Below are 18,618 nucleotides of genomic sequence, written 5' to 3'. Positions count from 1 at the left end.
GCATGGCGCCGAGGGCTCGTGCTGGCGTTAAGGCGGTCTTTCTCTTGTCGTCACAGGTCCTCATTTCTGACATGGGCCAGCCACGCCGTGTCTAATTACAATTAGACTCCAAAAACCTCTGCAGCCAAATAGCGTCGATTAGCATTATTTTTCAATCATTTACAGACACTGTTGAGTTTTTTTAATTAAGTCGATCGATATCAGGGCTCGATTAGGCGCTGTGTTTGGGAAGAATTTGCGATCGTCAGAGACTCGGCCTCATCCGATCTCGCCAATTGGCATTGCAGGCTTTTTGGAACAGGCTCGCGCGCGTCGGAGCAGTCGGTTTGATAACTTGTATGTTGTTTAGCAGCGATGCTTCCAAGCGCCGGCTCCTAAGGCGCGCTGCAGTGCTCCTCGACTTCGTCCCAGTAGCTTCGGCCCAGACAAAGGGCGCGTATCGAACGGGAGAGCGCATCAGAGCAACTCTCGCGAGGCTCGCGGACGCTAGGGCGTTTCTCAGGACCTATCCGGATCTAACCAGATTTCCAGATAGGCGGTTTTACGGTCAGGTGTTGGAGGCATTGGAGAAACTCGATGGCTCAAGGAGCGTTTTGCCCGAAATCACAAGTACATTGTCTGTTGGCGTTCCAGCAGTCCTGCCTCAACCAGGCTTCGGTGCGGCGATGCGACGAAAACTTTCTGGATATTGCGATTACCAACTGCTGACCGGAGAAGCTACTGCGGATCCCACCGCAGAGAATAGATTTGTACGACGCTGGTGTCGCTCATCATAACGGGTCGCCCGTCGGATGTAATCGAGAGAAAGTTCTCGAAGGGGCTCGAACTAACGCTCAACCCATTAAACAGGGCAACCAGAGTCCATTTGGCATCGGCAATATTCAACCGGTAAACTCCCGGTTGCTCTCCGGGCTCCGCGGATATTTTTGCCATCAATATGGACTTGGAGTCCTTTGACCACCTCCAGTAGCCCCATTCAGCCCCAAATTGTTTCAAGGTTCTCCAGGTTTTTGTTTCTCGAGAATAGAGGACCAGCCGTTTAGGTGGATTTGCGATTGCGACCATGTACTTGCCATCGGGCGACCACGAAGGGACATACATACCCGTCGTTCCCGCCCACACAGACACCTTTTTGCTCGCGAGATCCAGAACTTTGATACCAATGGAGTGTCCTGGAGTCGGAACGTCACTGAAGTCGATGGATGTCCCGTCTGGAGACCAGGTGGGATTGACCTCGAGATCGCCACCTTCCGAAGTAAGCTGCTCGGGAACGCCGCCATCGATAGAGACGCGGTAAATTGCTTTGAAATTACAAAAGACCACCCATTTACCGTCAGGAGACCATTCCGGCATCCATGCTGGTATGTCTGTCAATGCGAGCCTTTCGCTGCCGTCAAGCCTGCTGCGCCATAACAAATGACGGGGGTAGTCGGCGTAAACCATCCATTGGCGGTCAGGAGAAATCACGAAACTCGAAGCGGCCAGGCCGTCCAAGAAGGGAATGAAACGTTGCCCTTTAGAATCGTAAGCCTGCATCGATCCTTGCGCGATCCTGCCGATCACAAGCAGGTTGGCGCTGTCCCTGGTCGAAGTCATGGCTACGACATCCATTTGCGCCGGCGTAACACGTACGGCCGAGGCTTTCTTCCAGAATTCGAACCACGGGGGAGAAACTAGTTCGTAAATGCTGCTGAACCCATCACGGTACGAGACAAATACGAAATGTCTGCCATCGGGGGTCCACTGGCCATCTCGTTGATCAGCGTCAGACGGCCAATCGAGAGGGAGTGGGTGCACATTGCTGCCATCTGCATTCATTTCGAAAATTCGCAGTGGATCGCCTGAGTGTTTTCCCTCCACGGTCACCTGAATTCGCTTCGAATCGGTAGAAAACCGGGGCAAACCGTCAACCTGGTGATTCGCATTCCAGATTTCTCTGGGATTTGCCCCGTTCGCATCGCTGACAAAAATAGAGTTCAAATCCGCGTATACGATCGAATTCCCATTCGGTGACCAGCTTGCGCCCCGCGCCATCAGGTTCCCCAGCCTTCGCGGCGAGCCACCCAGGACCGGAATGGTCCATATAGAGCCGCGATCTGTCTCGTCGTTCAGATCCCCTTTGAACATCATCAACTGGGAAGCATCGGGAGAGACGTCTATAATCTTCATTCCCGATACAGACGCCTGCAACGGTTGCATAGCGCCCCCGGCTACAGACATTTGGACGGGGTGGCCATCGCTCTCAAAATAGAGCCGCGCCCCATCGGTAACCAATCCGCCATCTTTTTTGTCACCTGTAAAAGTAATCTGGCGTGTTTCCAATGGGGTTGTGGGGCCATGAGATCCGATCAAGCTGACAAGAAGGAAGACAAGATTTGCCGTAAGTGCCGCCGCGGCTGCAAGCAACCACAGCCGGACCTTCCTTCTTGTTCGTACGCCGGGTTTCCCGGCTGAGGCCGCTCCGCTCGTCGCCTGCGCGCCCAAGTGCCGCAAGTCAACCGCGATTTCTTTAGCGGTTTGGTATCGGTCCTCCGGGTCCTTGGCGAGACACTTGAGAATAATGTCGTCAGCTCTTGCCGACAGCTTTCCGTTGATGCTGCTCGGCGGAGAAGCAGGACCATTCAGGATTTCATCAACCAGCCGCGCGTGCAGCGATGAGCTATACAAGCGCTGCCCCGTTGCAATCTCGTAGAGCACGACCCCCAATGCGTAGATATCAGACCGAGTGTCAAGATTCTCACCACGTAATTGTTCCGGCGACATATACGGCAGCGTTCCCGTGATCGTGTTTGTTTCCGTCAACGGGGTAGAGTCGGATTGATTGGCCTCAGCTACCAGCTTTGCCACGCCGAAATCGAGGACTTTTACCAGTCCCGATTGAGTAACGAAGATATTTGCCGGCTTGATATCGCGATGAATTACTCCCTTGGAGTGTGCCGCGCCGAGCGCCTCGGCAATGGGCATTCCCAATTTCGCGACGAACTCAGTGCCCACCGACCGCCGACCGGCAATATACGTGGCGAGTGTCTGCCCATCGAGATATTCCATTACGATGAATTCCCGGCCCTCGTACACGTCGATATCGTGAATTGTGCAAATATTGGGATGATTCAGCGACGAAGCCGATCGGGCCTCGCGGCGAAAACGCTCCAGCGCGACAGAATCCGCTGCCATGTGCTCAGGTAGGAATTTCAGCGCGACAAGACGCCCAAGTCGAGTGTCCTCGGCCTTGTATACCACTCCCATGCCGCCGAAGCCGATTTCTTCAAGAATGCGGTAATGCCCAACCGCAACGCCCTTCAGGTCGGGCCTCGGCGCGACCGGCCCCGTCGCGGCCCGAACGCTGCTGGTGTTCGTTCGGTCCGCAAATGCAGGCTGCTCGATGAAGCTGGCAGAGTCGCTGTGGTGAGCCAGCAGCGATTCAACCTCGCGGCGCAACTCTTCATCGCCGGCACATGACTCTTCGATTACAGAGCCGCGCCGGCTTTCGTCCGCCTCGAGAGCCTTGTGAAAAATGCTTTCGACTTTGCTCCAACGCTCAGGCTTCATCGGATTTGTTTTGGCTTAGGGCCCGCATCAGCCACGCCTTGGCCAACCGCCAATCACGCGCGACGGTTTCAGGTGAAACATTCAATGCTTCCGCAGTTTCCTCAACGCTAAGGCCGCCAAAAAAACGCAACACCACCACCTGGCTCTTGCGCTCGTCGACCTTTGCCAGTTGATTGAGAGCATCGTCTACAGCAACCAAATCAGCGGAGGGTTCTGGAGAGACTGCCAGAGCATCGTCCAATGAAATTGCGTTTGCACCATCGCCGCGTTTGTGGGATCGCCGGGCACGGGCCTGGTCAGTGAGAATACGCCGCATTTGTCGAGCACACAGCGCGAAGAAATGCGCCCGGTTCTGCCAGTCGATCAGCTTTAAATCGGATAAACGGAGATATAGCTCATTGATCAGCGCTGTCGTCTGTAGCGTGTGGCCGTCGCGTTCCCTTCCCATGCAACGCCTGGCTGCCAATTGCAGTTCGCGATAGACCTGAGGAGTCAGCTTGTCCAGAGCACCTTCGTCGCCCCGGCGCCATGCCTGAAGCAGTTGGGTGATCTCGTGTCCAAGAGCGTCATCCATCCAGATCCCTGGGCCGGAGAAGTGGCCGATTGCGTAAATATTACACCGCCCAGCAGTTTCAAGATCAGGCGCCCTAATAAGTTTCTCTCCCATTGCAGGTTTCGGCAGCGCTTCTCGCTATATCGGGTAAGGCGACAGCCAGGCGCGGTAAGAACGACAACCGCGTCCCAAATCAAAGGAGAGACGGACATGAAGTTGACATTCAAGAAATTGACAGCGATGCTGAGCATGCTTCTCGCTGGGGCTTTGCTTACGGTCCCGGCTGTAGCGCAGTCAGGTTCTTCCCGTGCAGATAACTGGCGGGACGACGACGAACAACTGGCCCAGATGACTGAACTGGAACAGCTTCACGCAACCTTTCACGCGGCGGTCAGCGTGCACGATCCAGTGAATGGCGATTCGCCGGCAGTCATCACTCAGCGAATCCGCGAGGCACTTTCCATCTGGGCTAAAGACGCCCAGCTTACGGTCGTCAGTACTGCCACAACGGCAGGAAATTATATTGGCAACGGCGACCCGGATGATCCTGAAAGTTGCCCTGAGCCCACGTTCGACACGTCTGCAACCGGTCGACAGGGCACGTTGTGCACGTTCTTCAAGTATGTTTCCGGGGGATTACAAAAAGGCAATAACTTCGTGTCGCTTTCCCCGGCGTACAAAACCAAGTATTTCCCTGTAAAGGGCGAGGACGGAGAATGGAAATCATCGGTTTATTTCGAATGCCATTACTTCGACGTGTCGTTGAATGCTGCCACCGGCCTACCGAACTGGACAGCCAAAAGCCATGTAGACCTTGACGGTGAAGCCAAAAAGATCGACGGGCGGTGGTTATTGACTCGCGTCAGCTCAGCTGCTGTTGGAATTCCGATTCCGTGAAGCAAAACACACGATGCACGCGCTCGCCAGGGGTGCAGCGCGTGCATCCGGATTCTGCCACCACTTGAGTACCTTTGATGCTGCCTGGTAGATCGTCTACCGTATCCTGCGCAGTCTCGAAGGAGCGCGCCTGCGCGCCATTTCGACGCTCGGGCATCAAGACGCGGCATAGGTAAGAGACGGCCGCGCGGATTGCCGTGCAAAGTTCACGCGGTCTTACATGATTCGAGGTAAAGAAGGTGAAGAAAACAGCACTAGCGTTGAAGAGGTCGGCGCAACCCCTTAACTTGCAAGGGCTAGAAAATTCACCAAACCAATCGATTCACGTCCTTGCCATCGTTCCCCATTTCCACCACACTGCCCGGCATCGCGTGATTCGACGCGGAGACGCATTCCACAAAACCCTGTCCAACCCGCCCGAGGAGGCCACTACATGCGCAGGATTCTCGTTATAGCTCTACTTCTGTTCGCACCACTGCTCGCTGTTTCAGCCACGGCCGCACCGGTCGTGCAGAGTGGCATCATCAACTACGTCACCAACCAGGTCACTCTCACCGGAACAAACTTTCAGCCGGGAAAACCGAAACCCACCGTCCTGTTTAACGGCGCGGCACTGACGGTGACCTCCGTCTCTAACACCCAGGTTGTTGCCGCGCTGCCGTCGGGCCTGACGCCCGGCACATTCAATTTGACACTGACCAACAGCGCGGGCAACAGCGTCGAATTCGATATGACCTACGGAGCGATCGGTCCGCAGGGACCCGCTGGCCCAGCCGGATCCGCTGGCGTCCAAGGTCTCGCTGGCCCAGCCGGGCCCGCAGGACCAACCGGCCCACGCGGCCTCACAGGTGCCCCCGGAGCGCCCGGTCCAGCCGGAGCAAACGGGATCGGCTTCAGCTTTCTGAACGCCTTCGACCCCTATGCAACCTACGCACTCAATAACGTCGTCACCTACAACGGCTCGTCCTACATTGCCATCGTCCCCAACGGCCCCAATCCAAACGGTCCCACTCCCGACAAAAACCAGAGCTGGAGCCTGATGGCTGCCGCCGGTGCAATTGGACCGACTGGCCCGGTGGGCCCTCAAGGGCCGCTTGGCGATCCAGGCCCCCAAGGATTGATGGGTAATCCCGGCGCCCCGGGACCCGCAGGCCCTGTCGGGCCACAAGGACCCACCGGCGGTGTCTTATCCTTCGCTAAAGCTGATCCGGTCACTGTAATCCAACTCCAAGGTAGTCCCGTTTCGGTTACGACTATTGTTCTGCAAAACGTTGGAACGTATGTACTGGGCGGACAATTGGTCCTCTATAACGAGGATTCCAGCGGCGGAGCCACAATCGGTTGTTACGCCCAAGTTGCTGGGCAATACATACCGGGAACTCCATACTCATTCCAAACTATCGGACCGTTCGCGGCCGGCACTGTTCCTCTTGCGGGCTATTATGTCAATTCGTCAACGGCGACTACGCTTAGCGTGGTTTGCACCAACAACGGGCCGTCGAGCTCCGCCCAGGCAGAGGAAGTCATATTCACCGCAATTCAAGTGCAATAGCCGCGCCCAATCAAATCGAGGGGCGGCCACTCGGCCGTCCCTCAACAAGCACTACCCGAGTGCAAACCAACTCAGACCTACTTCTTGATCTTCTGCGCTACCGCATTGATATCCCAGAAGTCCGCCGGCAGACCCTGGTTGTAATGCACCTTGTAGATGTACAACTGCCGCTGCATCTCGTCGTTGTGCAGGCGCGTAATCGACAGCGGAGTCGGAAATCCGTCCATGTCGTGATAGTCGGCGTATTTCGCGACGTCCGTGTTGTTGTCCTTGTATAGCGGGTCGCGCCACTGGAAACTCCGGCTCAGCGGCATGGCTCGGCACTGTTTGCGCAGAGCCCGCTGCCTACGTCCTCGGCAGAAGACCGTGCTCTGGCACGTGAGATTTTCACGGAGCTGATCGAGATCAACACCACAGACACGCCGATGGGAAGGTGGAAGCCCTTCGGCAGGCGCAGCTGGACATACTATTGGGCAGAATCAAGCCAAAACCAGATCTAGCGAATCTTGGGCTCCCACTACATTTGTGCACCCATTTTTCTGGGCTCCGTTTGTTCTGATGGACAACCGGAAATAGCCTGCAATGGAGTGAGCGGAAATCTAATGATTTGCGCTCACAGCTGGATCACTCCTCTGAAGTCGGCCAGCGGCCCCCTTGGGCGTTTTCCATTACCTATTCCGCATTCGTCGCGGAAACCATTCCCAATGAGGAAGTTGCCTTGGCGAACACCGAGCATCTGATCCACAAGCATTTGGCTGGATCAGAGACCTTTTCGCGAGCTTCTGCGGTGTTCCCGGGTCTTGGAGTGCCGATTTGAAATGCCAACATACTCACCGACTGCGCAGCGGCGGTATTATTGCTGAGCAAATGGCGAACCTCACTTATGTGGACAAACCGCAGCTGGAGCAATTGCTTGGTCTGGGCAGCGGCTATGTTCTGACCTTTCAGTTAGAACCTTCCAGGAATTCGTCCTCGATAGCGTTGGGATAGGCTGTCGGGATGGATGCGGGCGGTACCTCTAAGGCCAAGCGGCTCCGTCACTTCTGGAAGGTCCAGCCAAATCAAATCGTCGGTAGGTTGCTGCTGGCCCTTTGTGAATATTGCCGAGGAACTGAGAGTCGCCATGATCAGAACCTGCTGTCAGAGTGCCGTGGAGTCGACGGTTCCGCCATCTCCATCTCCTCACACGGCGGAGATCCCAAAACCAGCTTCGGGCTCCCCGCCGTCTGACTCCATCGCGGCGTAATCGGAGGTCCTTCTAAGCGCCTTCGATGAGATTGCCCTCAGCGTCGGTCTTGTGTTCTTTGTTGGGCACGGCTTTCAAATGCATGGCAAGAATTATCTGGCAACGATTGGCACCAAAATCTGTGACGAGCTGAGTGTCAAATACAGCGCAGTTCAAGTTCAGGACCGCCTGCTTTCGCCTTAAGAAGCATGACACTTCGAGAAGTGTCACAAGGGTTTCCAGCAGTTCCTATTCAATGCACTATATTCGATCAAGGTTAGGAGGGGCGTTGTTTGTGAGGGTTCGAATTCAGAGCAGGGGACTAATTTGATGCAAGTTGGCATTTCGGCGATCGAGTATGTTTTGGGTTCGGACACGGTATCTGTAGACGAACTGGAGGCGCGAGGCTTGCTCGACAGCCCCGCAGCCAGGTTGTCTGAATTTGGCTTCAGCTGCGCGCGACTGAGCCGCGAATCGTCGTACGCTCTCGCGACCGCTGCCACCAACAAGCTGCTGTGCACCACAGGCGTAGATCGGGCCAGCATAGGTGCGCTCTTTTATGCCGGGGCAACACCGAGCTGCCATGCAGTCGAGACTCCCGATCCGCTTTCAGCTTTCAACTACCCCGTTGCGCAATTGCAGTACGAGTTGGAACTGACGCACGCAACTGCCTTCGGAGTGAGCCAAGTAGGGTGTCTGGGCTTGATGGCCTCGGTAACGCTTGCCAAGGACTTTCTGCTTTCCAGCAAGAGTGCCGGCCGGGCCCTTTGCGTGAGTTCTGATGTGTTGCCTGCAGGCTGTAAGCGGGAAATGATCTATAACGTGATTTCTGATGGGGCTTGCGCCGTTCTTCTGGAGAAAGGATGCGATCGCAACCGCATCCTCGCATATCGGCAGGTCACTAAAGGATACTACTGGAACTCGATTGCGCAAAAAAACGAGATCACCGCAGCTTATTTTCCCACCGCGCGGAACATCGTTCGTGACACTCTCGCGGATGCAGATCTGGATCCTTCAGATATTTCATGCATCCTTCCCCACAACGTGTCGTTGCGTAGCTGGGAGATACTTCTCGGTCTCATCCAAATTGATCGCGAAAAGTTATTCGCCGAGAATATAGCCAAAATGGCGCATGTGATCGCTGCGGACAATTGGATCAATTTGCGAGACGCTGCTGAGACTGGAAGACTGCATCACGGTGACAAGCTGCTTCTGTTCACATTCGGGTTCGGGGCAAACTGGGCCTGCATGGTTTTGGAACATTGATGGAACACACGATCCTAGTCACGGGCGCAACGGGCATGATTGGGCAAGCGCTCGTTCCGCTGCTAGCCCGTCGGAATGACGTTCGGGCGATCTTCGCACTCACTCACGCGAGCGAGTATACGGGCTTGTCCTGCAAGGTGACGCCAGTACGCGGCGATGTCACCGCGGGTCCGGATTTGGGGATAACACCAGTATCCAGTCGGGAAATTCTAGATCGTACCAACGTGATCGTACATGCGGCTGCCAACACGCGGTTTTCGGTCTCGCTCGATGAAGCGCGTATCGTTAACCTCGAAGGAACGAATAACCTGCTTACGTTTGCGTCGCATTGCCCAAGGCTCAAGGCAATCGCGGCCTTAAGTACGGTCCATGTTGCTGGCAAGCGCACGGGAACAATCTGCGAAGAAGACCTGGATCATACCTCGGGATTTGTAAATTCGTACGAGCGGTCCAAGTACGAGGCGGAACTCCTCTTGCGCGAAAGTATGAGCGCGTTGCCTATCTCGGTTCTCCGGATGAGCACGGTTCTCGGTTCGACAACCGGCGAAGTCAGGCGGATGGCGGCGATCCACCATGCCCTAAGGCTATACTACAATTCGCTAGCGCCTATGATTCCAGGGAAACCGGACAGTTTAGTGGACCTGATTGCGGTGGACTATGCAGCTGCGGCTGTCGAGCATTTTGCAGTGGAGGACTTTCTGGCGGGCCGAACCTTCCACATCTGTGGCGGCGAAAATGCTCTTACACTCGCTCGCCTCCTCGAATTGACTCGCGAGGCGTTTCTGCGTTCTCGGCCCTCGTGGAGAAAACGCGCTATTGAGATGCCTGCCATTGTTGACCTGCCGACCTTTGAACTGTTTGCTCGATCGGTGGAAGAAGTCGGCGATAGTATCCTGCGAAGCAGCGTTGCGATCATCAAACACTTCGTTCCACAGCTTGTGTATTCAAAAACATTCAGCGATGTCGAATGTGCTCGCTCGTTGCAAGCGAAGGGGCTTCTTAAGCCCAGCGTCCTGGAGTTTTACCCACGGGTCGTCCGCTGGCTGGTGGAAAGCGGCTGGGGTGAACACACGCCCCTGGCAGGAGGCGCGGGGGCGTGAGCGACGCGCGCGACAGGTTGCTCAGCTATATCAACGGCGAATTGTTGAAGGATTCCACGCATCGAGCCGTTCCTGACACGCCGTTATTCGAGGATGGTTGGATCGACTCGTTAAATATCTTGAAACTGATCGCCTTTGTGGAGCTGATGATCGGCCGTAACATCCCGGATGAAGAGATCGTGATGAAGAACTTTCGAACAGTGACAATGATCGTTGAGCACTTCGGGGCTAAATAATGATGGCAAGAGAAATCAGCATTGAGGATCCGATGACGCAGCTAGCGCGCCTGCAGGAGTGGGTGCCCTCTGGCTGCGAGGCTGTGTTGGGTCCTCATATGTCGGCACTTATCGACTGGGTCGATTCGAAAATCGTCGAGCTCGCGATCAAAGCGCGCGCGAACGAGCTGCCGGTGCCCTCGTTGATCGAGCGTTCAATTCTGGAACGCGCAGGTTACTTTGAATCTTTTCCAGACAATACTGTGGAGCAGTCGGAGGGGGGCTGCATGCCTCCGGCAGTCTGCTATCACTGCTACGCGAAACTCGCCGGGTCTTCTCTCCAACAGCCCAGCGTTTGGACCTGTGTCGCGCGCTGCCGGCGCAACGAGGACAACAAGGAGCCGGGCCGCTTGCGGGCATTTACGATGAGGGAGATTGTGTTCGTCGGGTCTGCCGCCTGGGTGCGGGAACGGCGGCAGGATTGGATGGATCGCATATTGGCGTTCTCGCGATCGCTTCGGCTTGCCGTGCAACTCGAGGTGGCGACTGATTCTTTCTTCGCTGGCAGTGAAGCTCGAGGCCGGAAGCTACTGCAGCAAATTAAGGGCCTAAAATTCGAACTGCGAGCGCAGATGGATGCTGAGGGAACGCCGCTGGCAATCTCTTCCTTCAATCTTCACGAAAGGTTTTTTTCGCGCCGCTTCGGATTTAGTCTGGAGGACGGCGCAGATGCGTATTCAGGGTGCGTTGCCTTTGGACTTGAGCGCTGGGCTCTAGCCTTGGCAGTAACACTCGGGCCGAACGAGGCGTTCAGGTTGGTCGAGTAGGAGCAGAGATGATTTACGACGATTATTTGACAACAGCGGAATTGCAGCGCTGGATACTTGAAATTGATGTCGCGTGGAATCAGATCGATCGCGATCGATCCTTGAATCAGCCTGCCTTGCTTGACCAGATGCACGACTCGGCACTGATCGAGTCCTATTTTCCCATTTACACGTCTGGCCTGATGCGGTGCATGTGGGACCAACTCGACGTGACGTCGGTGTTTTCCGTGCAACTCTACGAATCCTACAAGCATTTTTACGTGCTAAACCGATACTTGAATCTAGTGGACTACAGGCCAGTAAGCGACGAGGAACTCGTCGCGGTGCGCCAGCGAAACCTGGGAAACGTGATTGCGGACCCGCTCGCGGAACTTACCCGCTACATGATCAGCGAACACTTCGCGGCTTATTTTTTCCTGCGCGCCTCGCGCCAGGCAATGGAGCCGGTTTTAGCGCAGATCTGTGCTTTCATCGCCAAGGACGAATTCCGACATGCGCAATTCGCCTTTGATCTCCTGGAACCGCGGGTACGGACTGGCTCCGGCGCTCGCGACCGCTGTCTCAATGCCGGCTTAAATTTTCGTCACATCGGGACCGACGTTGTAGCCACCACACCTATTTCAGAGAAGAACGATCTGCAGGCCATCTTGACGCTGGATCAGAAAATGCATCGGCTCTGCGGGATTGGACTCTCTGATTTCGCCAAGGCGGGAATGCATGCCGCTTACTAAGCGTGAACTCTGGCTGTTGAACTTGTATCGCAACAGCGAACTGCAAGGAGCGCTTTTGATGGGCCGTCTGGCTCGAAGTGTCACAAACCCCGATGTGCTGGTAGGAGCAACTCGTCATTGCGCTACAGAGGCAAGTCACGCCGCTCTTCTCACCGAAGTGATCGCGAAGCTCGGTGGTACTATCGATCCCTCAATCGAGACTATCCAGATGCATTATTCTCAGGACGGTGGCATCCCAAAAGCCATGGTTGATTTGCTCGTTCTTTCCGAGATTCTGGAAGCGCGCGTGCTGATGAGCTACCGCGAGCACTTGCAGCGCTCTGACGTGCACCCTAACGTAAGACGAACCTTGCAACGAATTATTCAGGATGAGGAGGCACACAGCGGTGAAAACGGCTGGGTGGAGCAGTTGATTGCCGGCATGCCCCCAGAGCAAGTTGCCGCGACGCTCGCGAAGTGGCGCGATATAGATGAAAAGGTGGCCGAACAGCTGCATTCGCGGCTGGCCAGCGATTTTCCTGAGGAAGGTACGCACCTTGAATGTTGAAGATAAGGTAACGGAACTCATCAGCCGGGCTTCAGGCGTGCCGGTTAGCGAAATCAGGCCTGAAGCAAAGCTCTCGGATCTCGACATGGAGTCGCTTGAAAAGCTCGAGTGTGTAATGTCACTCGAAGACGCATTTCAGATCGAGATTAAAGAAGACGATCTGTGGCGGTTAAAAACCGTACAAGATGTGATCGACGCGTTCCGCCGGGTCATGCCCTCGCTCTCATAAACTATGAATGATGACTAACTTCTTCTCGGACGAGCACGAACAATTCCGCCAAAAAGTGCGCGCGTTTATCGACGAGCAACTCCGGCCGCGATCGACGGCTTGGGAGGATGGGGGAGAGTTCCCGAGATCGGTCCTTCTGGAATGTGCGCGACAGGGATTATTCCAATCCGACCCGTGGCGGAATGGGATAGTTGCCGAGGAGTTGCCGCGTTGTGAGTCGCTAGGATTCGCCCTCAGTTTCCTGGTCCAGTCGAACCTTATCATTCCCTTGCTCGAAGACTTTGGCACTGATGAGCAGAAGGCTACATATATTCCCGCAGTGAGCAGTGGCAAGATGATGGGCGCTATGGCAGTTACGGAGCCTGCATCCGGATCCGATTTTGCTGCCTTGCAGTGCAGGGGGGATATCTCGGGCGATAACCTGATCCTGTACGGAGAAAAAACGTACATCACGAATGCCGCCTTTGCCGACTTCCTGATTGTCGCCGCGCGAATCCCTGAATTGACGGAAGAAGGGCTGACGCTGATCCTGGTATCGGCGCAGAGCAACGGCGTTATGATTGAGCGGCTGCGAACTCTGGGACTGTCCTCTTCAGGCACGGGTCGTATTCGCTTCGACGGCTGCGTGGTGAAGCGCGGCCAAGTACTCGGCTCCGCGGGCGAAGGCTTCGGGCAGGTCCAGCGGGCTCTCAACCGCGAGCGGCTTTTTGGCGGTCTCGCCTGTGTTGCCTGGGCAGACTATGCCATGCAGAAAACGCTGGCGTTTGCGCGCGAGAGAAGTGCTTTTGGAAACACCATCAACCAGTTCCAGGTCATACGGCACCAATTTGCCGATATGGCCACTCAGCTTGAAGCCGCTCGCTCGCTCAATTACCTTACTTTTTCTCGTTGGATCGCGGGAGAGTCCGTTACTCGCCAAATCTGCATGATGAAGCTCTTCAGCTACCAGGTGGCGCAGGAGGTCATCACGCAATGTCTCCAGATTCATGGCGGCCTCGGCTACAGGGACGATCATTGGACAAGCCGCTTCTATCGCGACGCTCGTGCACTCACCATCGCGGCCGGAACGCCGGAGGTCATCAGGGAAATGATCGCCGCCTTCATGCGGGTGTAGAAGGGTCCTATGGCTGAATTCCATAACCGAACGCGGCGATCCTCCTCCATCACCGGCAAACTACTGTGGAGCGGGCGAGTGTTGGAGTTGCCAGTCTACTGGCTGCTGCGGACCTCCGATCTCGCCCGGGAGGGGTTCGAGAATTCCGGCAGCTACCGTTTCGCAGACCATATTTATCGCGGCCAACCTTCAGGCTCGTACGGAATAGGGCGCTGGTTGGATAAGCGGATTCTGAGAATGCGGGCGGTTGAATCCTTTCGCAGTCGCTTTTTCATGGCTCGCGATGAGCTGTGCGAGTTCCTTCAGGAGCGTTCGAAGGACCACGCATCCTTGGACGTTCTAAGTGTTCCGTGTGGCATTCCTCGCGAGTTCGTCGCCGCAGTGGAACAGTTCCGCGAAGCCGGAGGAGTGACAACCGGAATACGATTCCATGTGTTGGATTTGGACGATGATGTCCTGCGCCAAGCCGAGACTTTTACCGGCCAACACGGCATTGCCCTTATCGCACATCATGGCGATGCCTTGGACGTGAGCACCTACGCGGGCGAGTTTGATTTCGTCACGTCGACGGGGTTGGGAGAGTTTCTAGATGACGAACAGCTGGCCAAATTGTACGCGGCGTTCCATCGTGTTTTGAGGCCTGGAGGCGTCATGGTGACGAGCGCGATGCGCTGCCTTCGTTTCTCGGATTACCTTTTGCGGTTGGCGGAGTTGCGTGTGCAGTACCGCTCGGCCGACGACCTCGCAGCCACGGCTCGGCGCGCGGGCTTTCTCAGGCTCGCAACATCTGCGGATCGCCACGGGATTCAGGGATTTCTCAAGGCCACGAAATGATTAGGCTACGATTCTTCCATCCGGGCAGGCACGTTTGGCGAGTGTCGAGGCGGAGTGACGATGCGCTGGAAGAAAGATGGGTTGCGTTCCGGCGCGTTCCTCCCCACTGGGGAAAAATTTTCAGTTCAACCCTCGATTTGATATGGCTATCGCACACGCCCCTGCCCGGGTACATTCAGCTGAACGATGAGCGCGGGTTCATTACCTGGCACGAACGCCATTGGGTGACGAGGATTACAATTCGATTGCAGGGGTTTTCGGCGGCCAAACAATGTCTGATCGCAACCACGCTGCTAAAAGCCGCTCGCTTTCACTTGCTTGAGGAGGAATAGTGCCCACCGGAAAAGCAACCCACTCAGCAACCATTTCCGCCCCGCCGCAAAAGGTCTACGATTTCGTCGCCGAAGCAAGCCGAGCAACAAGCTTCATCCCGGGGCTTTCGCGTATCCACAACGTGCAACCCGCTACGGCGCAACCTGGTCAGACATGGGAGTACGAATTCGACTGGTTTGGTCTGGTAATCTCGGGCAATTCGAAGTGCACTCGAAGCGAGCGTCCGAAGGTATTCGAATTTCAAACGATAACCGGCAATCCGAGCACGTGGACTTATAAGATCGAACCCGATGGGGCGAACGCGCAAGTGACACTCGATGTGCAATATGAGATTCCGGGCAATGTGGTCGCCCGGTTCGCATCACGGCCCGTATTCGAGAAGATGAACCAGGATCGTGCTCGTGAGATCATTTCGAACCTCAAGACGATGCTCGAATCGTGAGATTGCCTGACATCACTGTGTTGGTATGATGACCCGTGATAGAAGACAACAAAAATCCGTTACCTCCCAGCGATTGCGCCAGAAACTTCGCCATCGACAACTGATCGAGAATGGCCTCCGAGTCGTACTCTCGAATCAGATGCTTGATCCTATGACAACCGTTCGAATCTCCGGAGGAGTCGTACATGATCTTCCGGCTGATCTCCGAAAGGCGCTCGCGTCCGACGCGAAGGCGCTGGCGGCCTGGGAAGGCATAACGCCGCTCTCACGCAACGAGTGGATCTGCTGGGCCATCTCCGTCAAGAAAGATGAGACGAGGCGGCAGCACGTCGAAAGGGTGTGCTCGGACCTCAAAGAAGGGATGCGGCGGCCGTGCTGCTGGCCGGGCTGTCCGCACCGATGAGTATTCTGTGTGGATTAATCCCTTGAAGTCGGCATTGCGACTGGAATCCGACGACCTGCGCTCGGGAATCGGTCGCAGTCGCAATAAGCGTTTATCAGGAGTAATCGTTGTGACTCGACCCTAAGATGCGCGCACAGTTTCATAGTCTGGAGCGCTTCGAAACGGCTGAGTTTATGTCATTCTCACGTCCCCTCTTGGAAGAACGCATGAATGATGGTGCTTGATCGCTGTAATCGACTTACTCTGAGAGCAGGCGCTGCATTTCACTTTGCAAGTATCTCCATCCGGAACTTGTATTGTGGTATCAGAGTCGCACTTTTCAAATTCACGATCTGGCTTTTATCGTCGAAGCTGGCCTTAAACCGCCTCTCAAAAAAGATCGGAGCGTCCCTTCTTAAAGGGAGAATGCTAACCTCAAGCGGTCCATCGCCCATTTTCGGAATGAAGCGCCGTAATCCAATCGTCCAAGGGCTTCCGTTATTGAAATTATCGTCGAGCAGATCTCCATCAACCGAGAGTCGCGCGACGTCGCCCGCGTAAGCAATCCTGAGAAAGACGTTGCTGATTGTGCTGCTCTGAAGATTACGCGGTATTGTTATCTTCCATTTCGCGGCCAATTTGAATGCGGCATTGTCTGGAGCCATTGCCACTCCCTGTGGTCGCCATGAGAGCGGCGGTCCGAGTTTCCCATGTGGAACCTCGCTTGCTTCTCTGAGTTTTTCGATTTTGAATTTCAGATTCTCCTCTGGTACAGAGCCTGTGTAGTGCTTCGTCTCCCCTACTCCTTGGACGTCCAGATTGCCGCCGACCAGTTTCAAATCTCCATGAATGGATGGAAACGCGCTAAAGTCGCAGCGCGCATCGCCTTCAGACTGGAGCACAAACGACGTTTCATCTGTGAAAAAGTCTTGTACGGTTTCCAGCAGGTGCATAGAACCATCAATGCTGGTTTTCCAGGCGTTTTCGGCCTCTCGTCCAGACAACAGGATCAGCCGGACCCCGTGTTCCTCCCCTCGTCGAATTTGAATTGGATGATCGAACCCTGTCGCAATTCTGGAAATCGAAATGCCTTCACCCCGCCTTTGCACGATTGCATCGTTTGCATGCACCGTCAATCCGGGATCGTTCTTGATGACGAATTCAGCGGGTATATCCGGAATCTCCTCAAAGAAATACGTATCCACATCGTCTGTCGTGATACGCGTGAACAACTGCGCAGTGCTGTACTTCAGTGTCGAATCGCCGAGCTTCAGATTGAACGGCCAGATGAAGTATGCACCCGAGAGGATGTCGATCGGTTTCTCCGGTATTCGCAGCTCTGACCTCGGCAGCAGGATCTGAAACTGCGTGTTGCTTCGCACGGGCGTCGCTGCCCCGCGAACGTAGTTGTTCACGAACAAGAATCCCTGCTGACCATCGCTGCGCACAGAAGCACGAACGACACTGAAATCGGCTGGACTTTGCGGCGTCTTGACGGGTGCGTGGACCGACATCTGCGCCAACTCGCTTCCAAAGTCGTTCAGAAAATAGTGGAAGACTTTGAGCTTTCGGAACGAGGTGCGCTCTTGGCCGAATTGCCCCAGAGGAGCCTGAAAATCGTAGGACTTCGCAGGAACGTCTGTGGGATAGCCGGTCGCTTGCGATTCCTGGAGAGAGGTCAAATGTCCGTCTGGGTTTTGACCACCCTGGAACATGTAATACCCATACAGATTGGCGCCCGAGCCAAGCATTACCGGCACTATGGCCGCAACATCGTCGGACTCAATCACCGGTCTGCGATGATATGTGTCCTGAACTCCGCCACCCAACTCGGCAGTAAGAAAGGGCGTGTCCGATTGGGCGGACTTGCGTGAACCTGCTGCCGTCTCCATGTAGCCTGCGACTCTGCCTTGAAACCGGAACATGTAGACATCATTGGGCGGCAGATCTGTTACCGAAGCGTCCCAGGGCGCGTCGGGATATCCGCCGAATACCGATAACACTTCGCCATGGGGCACAACCGCGTTATCCCATCCGGTCACGGTGTACAACGGAACATCCAGCCCGTTGTTGATCGCCAGTTTTTTGAGAGCTAGGATGTGGTGCTCGCCTTGCAAAGGACCTCGTGCTGCGTATTCGTTCTCCAATTGAATGCCGATGACGGGTCCATCATCCTTCCATAACAGACCTTTTAGCTGGGCGCCGATCTGCGCATAGAAGGTGGCTACCGATGCCATATAGGTTGGGTCGTTGCTGCGCGTGGGACTCTTTTTCAGCAGCCAGTCAGGAAATCCGCCATTCCTGACTTCTCCATGGGTCCACGGCCCGATGCGGACAATGACGTATAGACCATGCTTTCCACACAACTCAACGAAACGTTTGAGATCTTTTCGCCCCGACCAGTCGAATTCCCCTTCAATCTCCTCGTGATGAATCCAAATGACATATGTGGATATGATCTGCACGCCCGCAGACTTCATCTTGAGAAGTTCTTCTTCCCACTCGTCCTCTGGCACGCGCGAGTAGTGAAACTCGCCCATCACGGGCAGCCATGGGCGCTTGTCCATGGTCAGGTACATCGAGTTGATCCCGATGGTGTGACCGGACGAAGATGAGAGTGTTCCCCCGTGGTACGAAGATGGATGCGGAACCTGAGACGCTGTGCGCGCATCGATAGTGATCGAATCCGCTGCTGCGCCGGATGCACGCCCGTCCAGAGGAACAGCAAGCAACAGGAAAGGAACAACGTAGGCCGCAAGCTGTGAACCGCGCAGTCTCATGTGATGATTTGACCCTCTGGTTGAACGCCGATATGTCCCTTG

General features: G+C 55.3%; 16 protein-coding genes. 12 read left to right on the top strand and 4 right to left on the bottom strand.

The genetic code is table 11. From position 1 onward, the window contains the following. Positions 1 to 717 precede the first annotated feature (717 nt). Together P8935_RS05340 and P8935_RS05335 are read right to left on the bottom strand one after the other, a co-directional pair. Positions 718 to 3,549, bottom strand: a complete 2,832-nt coding sequence (locus tag P8935_RS05340) for a protein kinase (protein ID WP_348263955.1) — start codon at positions 3,547 to 3,549, stop codon at positions 718 to 720. Further along, entirely contained in the window at positions 3,539 to 4,123 is a 585-nt protein-coding gene (locus tag P8935_RS05335; RefSeq protein ID WP_348263954.1) for a sigma-70 family RNA polymerase sigma factor, read from the bottom strand. Before P8935_RS05335 ends, P8935_RS05340 begins: the two co-directional genes overlap by 11 nt. Positions 4,124 to 4,312: 189 nt before the next feature. Here P8935_RS05335 and P8935_RS05330 point away from each other — a divergent pair, with 189 nt between their 5' ends. Both P8935_RS05330 and P8935_RS05325 read left to right on the top strand, forming a co-directional pair. Further along, on the top strand, positions 4,313 to 4,999 hold the full coding sequence (locus P8935_RS05330) for a hypothetical protein (RefSeq protein WP_348263953.1): 687 nt from the start codon (positions 4,313 to 4,315) through the stop codon (positions 4,997 to 4,999). A gap of 433 nt (positions 5,000 to 5,432) precedes the next feature. Further along, a complete protein-coding gene (locus P8935_RS05325) occupies positions 5,433 to 6,551 on the top strand; it encodes an IPT/TIG domain-containing protein (protein WP_348263952.1) in 1,119 nt (372 codons plus the stop codon). 77 nt (positions 6,552 to 6,628) lie between these two features. Here P8935_RS05325 and P8935_RS05320 read toward each other — a convergent pair whose 3' ends face one another. After that, positions 6,629 to 6,865: a hypothetical protein gene (locus P8935_RS05320; protein ID WP_348263951.1), complete on the bottom strand. Its 237-nt coding sequence runs from the start codon at positions 6,863 to 6,865 to the stop codon at positions 6,629 to 6,631. A gap of 1,241 nt (positions 6,866 to 8,106) precedes the next feature. On the opposite strand from P8935_RS05320, the gene P8935_RS05315 reads away from it, so the two are divergent. The 10 genes from P8935_RS05315 to P8935_RS05270 all read left to right on the top strand — a co-directional run bounded on the left by P8935_RS05315 (position 8,107) and on the right by P8935_RS05270 (position 15,414). After that, entirely contained in the window at positions 8,107 to 9,042 is a 936-nt protein-coding gene (locus tag P8935_RS05315) for a 3-oxoacyl-[acyl-carrier-protein] synthase III C-terminal domain-containing protein (protein WP_348263950.1), read from the top strand. After that, complete coding sequence (locus tag P8935_RS05310; protein ID WP_348263949.1) at positions 9,042 to 10,142, top strand: SDR family oxidoreductase; 1,101 nt, start codon at positions 9,042 to 9,044, stop codon at positions 10,140 to 10,142. The genes P8935_RS05315 and P8935_RS05310 overlap by 1 nt, the downstream gene beginning before the upstream one ends. Then, positions 10,139 to 10,378, top strand: coding sequence for a hypothetical protein (locus tag P8935_RS05305; protein ID WP_348263948.1), 240 nt, complete (start codon positions 10,139 to 10,141; stop codon positions 10,376 to 10,378). The genes P8935_RS05310 and P8935_RS05305 overlap by 4 nt, the downstream gene beginning before the upstream one ends. Positions 10,379 to 10,410: 32 nt before the next feature. Continuing rightward, complete coding sequence (locus P8935_RS05300) at positions 10,411 to 11,184, top strand: hypothetical protein (protein ID WP_348263947.1); 774 nt, start codon at positions 10,411 to 10,413, stop codon at positions 11,182 to 11,184. Positions 11,185 to 11,192: 8 nt separating this feature from the next. Then, positions 11,193 to 11,915: a hypothetical protein gene (locus P8935_RS05295; RefSeq protein WP_348263946.1), complete on the top strand. Its 723-nt coding sequence runs from the start codon at positions 11,193 to 11,195 to the stop codon at positions 11,913 to 11,915. Continuing rightward, positions 11,902 to 12,462: a ferritin-like domain-containing protein gene (locus P8935_RS05290; protein WP_348263945.1), complete on the top strand. Its 561-nt coding sequence runs from the start codon at positions 11,902 to 11,904 to the stop codon at positions 12,460 to 12,462. Before P8935_RS05295 ends, P8935_RS05290 begins: the two co-directional genes overlap by 14 nt. Continuing rightward, positions 12,452 to 12,691 (top strand): acyl carrier protein, encoded by a 240-nt coding sequence (locus tag P8935_RS05285; protein WP_348263944.1) that lies wholly within the window; start codon positions 12,452 to 12,454, stop codon positions 12,689 to 12,691. Before P8935_RS05290 ends, P8935_RS05285 begins: the two co-directional genes overlap by 11 nt. 7 nt (positions 12,692 to 12,698) lie before the next feature. Then, positions 12,699 to 13,805, top strand: a complete 1,107-nt coding sequence (locus P8935_RS05280) for an acyl-CoA dehydrogenase family protein (protein WP_348263943.1) — start codon at positions 12,699 to 12,701, stop codon at positions 13,803 to 13,805. 9 nt (positions 13,806 to 13,814) lie between these two features. Continuing rightward, positions 13,815 to 14,639 (top strand): class I SAM-dependent methyltransferase, encoded by an 825-nt coding sequence (locus tag P8935_RS05275; protein WP_348263942.1) that lies wholly within the window; start codon positions 13,815 to 13,817, stop codon positions 14,637 to 14,639. 331 nt (positions 14,640 to 14,970) lie between these two features. Beyond that, a complete protein-coding gene (locus tag P8935_RS05270) occupies positions 14,971 to 15,414 on the top strand; it encodes an SRPBCC family protein (RefSeq protein ID WP_348263941.1) in 444 nt (147 codons plus the stop codon). A gap of 666 nt (positions 15,415 to 16,080) precedes the next feature. Here the strand turns inward: P8935_RS05270 and P8935_RS05265 are convergent. After that, positions 16,081 to 18,576 (bottom strand): beta-galactosidase, encoded by a 2,496-nt coding sequence (locus tag P8935_RS05265; RefSeq protein ID WP_348263940.1) that lies wholly within the window; start codon positions 18,574 to 18,576, stop codon positions 16,081 to 16,083. Between the last annotated feature and the right edge of the window lie 42 nt (positions 18,577 to 18,618).

The sequence above is a fragment of the Telmatobacter sp. DSM 110680 genome (genome assembly GCF_039994875.1).
Lineage (GTDB): Bacteria > Acidobacteriota > Terriglobia > Terriglobales > Acidobacteriaceae > Telmatobacter.
This window is presented reverse-complemented; position numbering and strand designations above follow the sequence as displayed.

Bases quoted from the DNA above. Each gene is read 5' to 3' on its own strand.
- P8935_RS05340 (WP_348263955.1), bottom strand. From the start codon at position 3,549: ATGAAGCCTGAGCGTTGGAGCAAAGTCGAAAGCATTTTTCACAAGGCT.
- P8935_RS05335 (WP_348263954.1), bottom strand. From the start codon at position 4,123: ATGGATGACGCTCTTGGACACGAGATCACCCAACTGCTTCAGGCATGG.
- P8935_RS05330 (WP_348263953.1), top strand. From the start codon at position 4,313: ATGAAGTTGACATTCAAGAAATTGACAGCGATGCTGAGCATGCTTCTC.
- P8935_RS05325 (WP_348263952.1), top strand. From the start codon at position 5,433: ATGCGCAGGATTCTCGTTATAGCTCTACTTCTGTTCGCACCACTGCTC.
- P8935_RS05320 (WP_348263951.1), bottom strand. From the start codon at position 6,865: ATGCCGCTGAGCCGGAGTTTCCAGTGGCGCGACCCGCTATACAAGGAC.
- P8935_RS05315 (WP_348263950.1), top strand. From the start codon at position 8,107: ATGCAAGTTGGCATTTCGGCGATCGAGTATGTTTTGGGTTCGGACACG.
- P8935_RS05310 (WP_348263949.1), top strand. From the start codon at position 9,042: ATGGAACACACGATCCTAGTCACGGGCGCAACGGGCATGATTGGGCAA.
- P8935_RS05300 (WP_348263947.1), top strand. From the start codon at position 10,411: ATGACGCAGCTAGCGCGCCTGCAGGAGTGGGTGCCCTCTGGCTGCGAG.
- P8935_RS05295 (WP_348263946.1), top strand. From the start codon at position 11,193: ATGATTTACGACGATTATTTGACAACAGCGGAATTGCAGCGCTGGATA.
- P8935_RS05290 (WP_348263945.1), top strand. From the start codon at position 11,902: ATGCCGCTTACTAAGCGTGAACTCTGGCTGTTGAACTTGTATCGCAAC.
- P8935_RS05280 (WP_348263943.1), top strand. From the start codon at position 12,699: ATGATGACTAACTTCTTCTCGGACGAGCACGAACAATTCCGCCAAAAA.
- P8935_RS05275 (WP_348263942.1), top strand. From the start codon at position 13,815: ATGGCTGAATTCCATAACCGAACGCGGCGATCCTCCTCCATCACCGGC.
- P8935_RS05265 (WP_348263940.1), bottom strand. From the start codon at position 18,576: ATGAGACTGCGCGGTTCACAGCTTGCGGCCTACGTTGTTCCTTTCCTG.